Origin of the sequence: Bacillus sp. JJ722, from assembly GCF_036963345.1 — a bacterium.
Classification (GTDB): Bacteria; Bacillota; Bacilli; order Bacillales; family DSM-1321; genus Bacillus_AD.
Map to the genome: position 1 here is coordinate 3,353 of NZ_JBALMO010000330.1, position 5,284 is coordinate 8,636.

Annotated in this window: 2 protein-coding genes and 2 pseudogenes; all 4 read right to left on the reverse strand. The window is 33.1% G+C overall.

The window, feature by feature from the left end; genetic code table 11:
* Window positions 1-142 precede the first annotated feature (142 nt).
* Complete coding sequence (locus tag V7014_RS25355; RefSeq protein ID WP_335511595.1) at window positions 143-472, reverse strand: hypothetical protein; 330 nt, start codon at window positions 470-472, stop codon at window positions 143-145.
* A gap of 391 nt (window positions 473-863) precedes the next feature.
* The gene (locus tag V7014_RS25360; RefSeq protein ID WP_335511597.1) at window positions 864-1,826 is read right to left on the reverse strand and encodes a toprim domain-containing protein; all 963 of its coding nucleotides are present in this window, start codon (window positions 1,824-1,826) and stop codon (window positions 864-866) included.
* Window positions 1,827-1,831: 5 nt separating this feature from the next.
* Window positions 1,832-4,014: pseudogene (locus tag V7014_RS25365) on the reverse strand (DNA topoisomerase 3).
* Window positions 4,015-4,168: 154 nt separating this feature from the next.
* A pseudogene (locus tag V7014_RS25370) lies at window positions 4,169-5,170 on the reverse strand (ImmA/IrrE family metallo-endopeptidase); the annotation flags it as partial.
* Between the last annotated feature and the right edge of the window lie 114 nt (window positions 5,171-5,284).

A 5,284-nucleotide genomic window follows, 5' to 3' on the forward strand; every position in this document is an offset into this window, starting at 1 on the left:
AATCCTGCGAATACATGAGTATTTAAGAGCTATTTCATATTTGTCGAGGGAGTTTAAGTACAATAATTCACAAACAAACAAATAAAGAAACTATAGATTCTTCATTGTTGAAGAACTTTATTGTTTCTCATGAACTTTTACATTAAACACTTCCAAATAAATTCTCTCCGATAATAGCATCCAATTTCCACATTCCACTCTTAGGTAAAGACATAGTAGATGGGGCATGTTGGTCTGTACCACTATTAGGCCCTATTAATTGAAGATCCTCTAAAATCGTTATTGAGTTATTACTACCTTCATTAGTTGCCTTCACAGTAAGTTCACCATCGAGTTCATCTTTTTTACCCCAAAAATGCCAACCATACTTTTGAACCTTGTCTGGATAAAACCTAACATGCTCTGTGTCATCATAAGAAAACCCTAAACGATTTTCCTCTCCAATTAAAATTCTCAGAAATGAAGATTTCACTTTCAACCCAATTTTGATTTTTTACTACCCCTTCATTTTTCCCATTCGTTATTGTATCCTCTTGATTTTGCTCGACTGTCTTTTTGGTATCATTCGTACACCCTACTAAACTGAAAATTAAAAGAAGGGCTAGAAGAAAATAAACGATTTGTTTTTTCAAAAAAACACTCCTTTTCATAGTTTGGAAAAATTACTCACATAATCTTAATAACAAGCGCTTGTATTTATCTTTCAAACAATTCTGTCTTCCATTTAACTACACGATCTCTTAACGGAATAAAATAACATATATAGCATTTTTAATCAAATCTATGATATTATAAACAACTTTATTTATAGAACTTTATTGTCACTTTACATTATGGAGCAACACTCTCATTACTAATAAACTTTACGTTACATTTAAAGCTTCTTCTTTAGTCGATGAAAGATATTGCTGTTTTTTCATCTTCTCTTTCAGAATATTATTCCAATCTGAACCTTCTTTTTCAGGTAAATCTTTATGAAAGACATCCTTTCGTGCAATTTCTTCTACACATTCACAAAAATGTAAGCCTGCCTTATCGTTATCAACGCATAGTACTAACCCTTTTACATTACAACCATCTTTTTTCGCTTCCATATAAGAATGTAATACCGTTTTAATTTTTAACCCACTCATACTTACTAAACGAGCATTTTGTAAGTTTTTCTGTTTTAGACTCCAATAAGAAAGAAGATCAATAGGACATTCAAAATAATAGATGTATTCGGGTTTACCTATATCAATCGTAAAACCTGTATTTTCTCTATTATTTTGCATGATGTGTTTAAATGAACCTCTTTTGTTCCTCATTCGTACTGTGCCTTGTAATTCTGCACCGATTACCTTCCCTTTTCCTCCATTCTCTTTCCATTTAAGAGCTAAATTATTATTTTTATCTTGAGCAATTAAATCCTTACGAATTAACCATTCTACTAACCTTTGATCAATTTTTCGGTCATGTATAAGATAATTTTTGATATTCGCTTCATTCTTTATTTCTAAATGTGCCGGATAGGAGAAAGGCTGCTTTTTCTTATGTTCTTTAGCAACCTTTTTTAATGCTAGAAATTCTTCCTGGTTAAGTTCTTCTACAGCTTCTATGAATGACATGTCATAGTACATTTGTGCAAAACTAATAGCTCCATAGCCTTTTTCACCTTTGCTATTCCAAACATACCCATTATTTTTAATAACAAGACTATCATGTTCTTGGTGACGATAATATTTACCTTCTTTTTCAAATTTCTCGCCTTTTGCTTCTAAATAGCTTAACAAATCCACTTCTCTAGCACGAATAATCTGTGCTTCAGATACTTTTTTAGCAGCCATCTAAATCATCTCCGTTTTGCCATTTTAGTCAATCCTTTTCCTGTTTTACGTGTATCTTTCTTTTTAGGAGGGAATTCAAATTCGATCTTATAATCCTGGTTTAACTTCAAAAAAGCATCAAATGATTTACCAGATTTCCCTTTCATACCTTTAATCAGAGTCGTTTTTTTCTTGGCCAATAATTTTTCGATATTAGCTGAAGAAATATCTTTTGTTAAAAACACTTTTGGTAAATTGAATGGACATCCTATTGAATATCCCTCACAACCATAGAACTTCCCTTTATCTACAACGTTTTTATGACATATAGGACAAGAACCTACTAAAAGGGAATCTTTTAATTGATTAACTTGTGTTAATACTTGATTTGATTCAATATGTGTTGGCGCTGATTCCAATAAACTACGAATAAACTTTTCTATATTTAAAAGAAAAGAAGGTTGATTGCCCTGTTTTTTCCCTATTTTCTTTAAGTATAGTTCCCATTTCGCAGTCATTTCCGGACTAGAAAGCAATGTTCCTTTGACTGCTTCGCACAAAACAACTCCTTTCGGAGTAATGGAAACCTGGTTTTTCTGAACAACAATATATTCTTTTCGCTTTAATGTCTCTATTGTTTCAGCTCTCGTTGCTTCCGTTCCTATACCTTCGGTTTCTTTTAAAATAGCCTGGCTTTCTTCATCCTCGATCATTTTTCCGGACGTTTTCATCATGGATATAAGCTGTCCTTCAGTATAAGGTTTTTTTGGTTTTGTTATACCTTCTTTACTGTTACAAGTAACCTGAACCATTTCATCTTGTTTAATGATAGGTAAAGAATTTTCTTCTTCCGAGTCCATTTCTTCTTTTGAAACTTCGCCTTTAAATAATGAACGCCATCCTAGCTTTTTCTCTACTTTTCCTGTTTTATGAAAGAGAAGACCTTGGACATTCACTTCAACTTTTGTTTCTTCAAATTCATAATCTGGCATAAACATTGCGACTGTAGTCTTTAAAACCTCTAAATAAATGTTCTTTTGTTTTTCTTCTAATGCTTCTATATCAGTCATTTGCAATGTTTTCTTTGTGGGAACAATCGCATAATGCTCCTGGACTTTACTTGATTCCACATAACCTTTACGAGCTGATGGATAAGCTACATCAAAGCTAAATAAGGATTGATAATGACTTATATTAGAAGAAAGATAATCGAATTCAGCATCCGTAATATAATGACAATCTGTCCGAGGATAACTTAGAATTTTCTTTTCATACAACCCTGAACAGTTTGCAAAACATCGGCAGGACTATACTTCCATAGTTTGTTAGCTTTCAACTGTAAACTAGATAAACTATGCAATTTTGGTGACTTTGTTTTTTTCAATTGTTGTTCAACCTTTTGAATATACCCCTCATTCACTTCCTGAATATGATGCTTTTCCAATAAAGATTCTAGCGCTTCTTTTGTATCAAATCGCTCACTGTATTTGGTTGTAAACGTTCCTTTATCAGTGTTTATCAGCGCATACAATTCCCAAAATGGTTGAGGTTTAAAATGTTCAATTTCCTGTTGCCGTTGATAAATTAAAAAAAGTGTAGGTGTTTGCACACGACCTACACTAAAGCTATCCTGGATACCTTTCTGCTGTAAAAGTACCGTATATAACCTTGAAGCATTCATACCTACTAACCAGTCCCCAATTTGTCTTGTTTGAGCTTCAATATATAGTGGAAAGAATTCATCACCATCACGTAATTGATTAAAACCTCTTTGAATTTCTTCTGTTTCAAGAGAATTTATCCATAAGCGTTTAATCGGCTTATGTTGTTGGCCAGCTAGACAAATAATCGAACGTGCAATGTTTTCACCTTCTCGATCTGAATCCGTAGCTACAATTATTTCAGATGCTTCTTTGAGTAATTTTTTCACAACATTAAACTGTTTTGTTTTCCCTGGACTTACCTCAAATAAAAACTTTTCTGGAAGTATAGGCAGCGAATCAAGCGACCATTTACCCCATTCCTCTCTATACTTTGCTGGTTCTTGTAGCTGCACTAAATGACCATATCCCCAAGTAATATATGCCGTTCCTTTAAAGTAAATTGGGTCATTGACCTCATAATAACCATCTTTTTTTGAACTAGATGAAAAAGCATCGGCATATTGTTGAGCTTGATTAGGTTTTTCTGCTAATACAACGACTGTCATTATTGTTCCACCTTTGCATTAAATTGAAGTAAAAGAAAAAGAAAGATAACACTCCCTTTTTCCCCATAAAAAAAAGAGGTACATTTTCCTCTTATCGTTCCATTTCATATTCACGCATTCTTGCTCTTCTTGGCTTCTTCTTTTTCAACTCTTGATTAGATAATTCAGGAGTTTGCTCTGAATGAAGCTCTTTCTTTTCATTTTTCTGCTGCTGTTTCTCTTTGTCCTTCAGTAGTGTTTCTTCGATGGTATCAATAAACTCTATAGCCGTTCCATGTACTTCTTTCAGCAATTTTGCATGATCTTTAAACTCTTTATTAGCTGTCCAATTGTGCAAGTAACGTAAAGAATATTCGCTCGTATCTATACCAAAATGAGAAGCAACTGTATAAGCAGTCATTTCGGCTTGAAATTCTTTCTCTGCATCGGTATAATCCATAAACGTTTTTGATGTATGCAACTTGGCATGTGTCAGCTCATGCAAAAGTGTCTTTACATTTTGTAGCTCACTATTTCTAGGATTAAGAGCTACTTCCTTCGTTAGTGTATAACTAACGCCTTTGGCCGAACCTAATTCATCTTTTGGCTGAATAATAGAGATACCGTTATTGGCTGCTATTTGTTCCATTCCCTTTAAAAAGGTTTGATAGTTTTCCACGTTACCTTCTAGCCATCTATTGGGGAAAATTGCTGGTAAATCTTTTGCCGTTGCGTTGGTTTGTGAAATATCAAAAAGATGACCTACCGTAAAGTAAAGCGCTCCTTCTTTAACCTTTAATTTACCTTCTTTTATTAGTTTTTCTTGTTCTTTTGAAGCTTTTTTTATGTTTTCCCATTCTCCATCTTCTTTCTGGAATTTTGGTTGAGTTTTATTTGGACAAAGTATTTTTATCCCTTTCTCACCCTTATTAACAGTGAACCCTTTTTCTTTCCAAAATAAAAAAGAGCCGACAGCTCTTGCACCAGGGAAAGCGTTTTTCATCAACGCAATATTATAATTGGAATAGTTATAAAACTGACTCATGAATTGTAGATATTCTTTCATTTGTTCTGGTGTTTGGAAATAGTTTTTTATACTCTTTTCCATGTTACTAGTTAAATCTTCAACTTCTTTTTTCTTCTCTTCAAATGATTTTTTTTTGTAATTAGTCTTCATAAGGATACACCTCACGATCTGAAGCCCCAATCATTTCTTCCATTGTTTCTTCATTCCATTATTCATCAGTATATAAACATAATTGATGTGTCTCTATATTAAATGGAATTAATA

Excerpts from the sequence above, each read along its gene's own strand:
- V7014_RS25360 (WP_335511597.1), bottom strand. The coding sequence starts at position 1,826 with ATGGCTGCTAAAAAAGTATCTGAAGCACAGATTATTCGTGCTAGAGAA.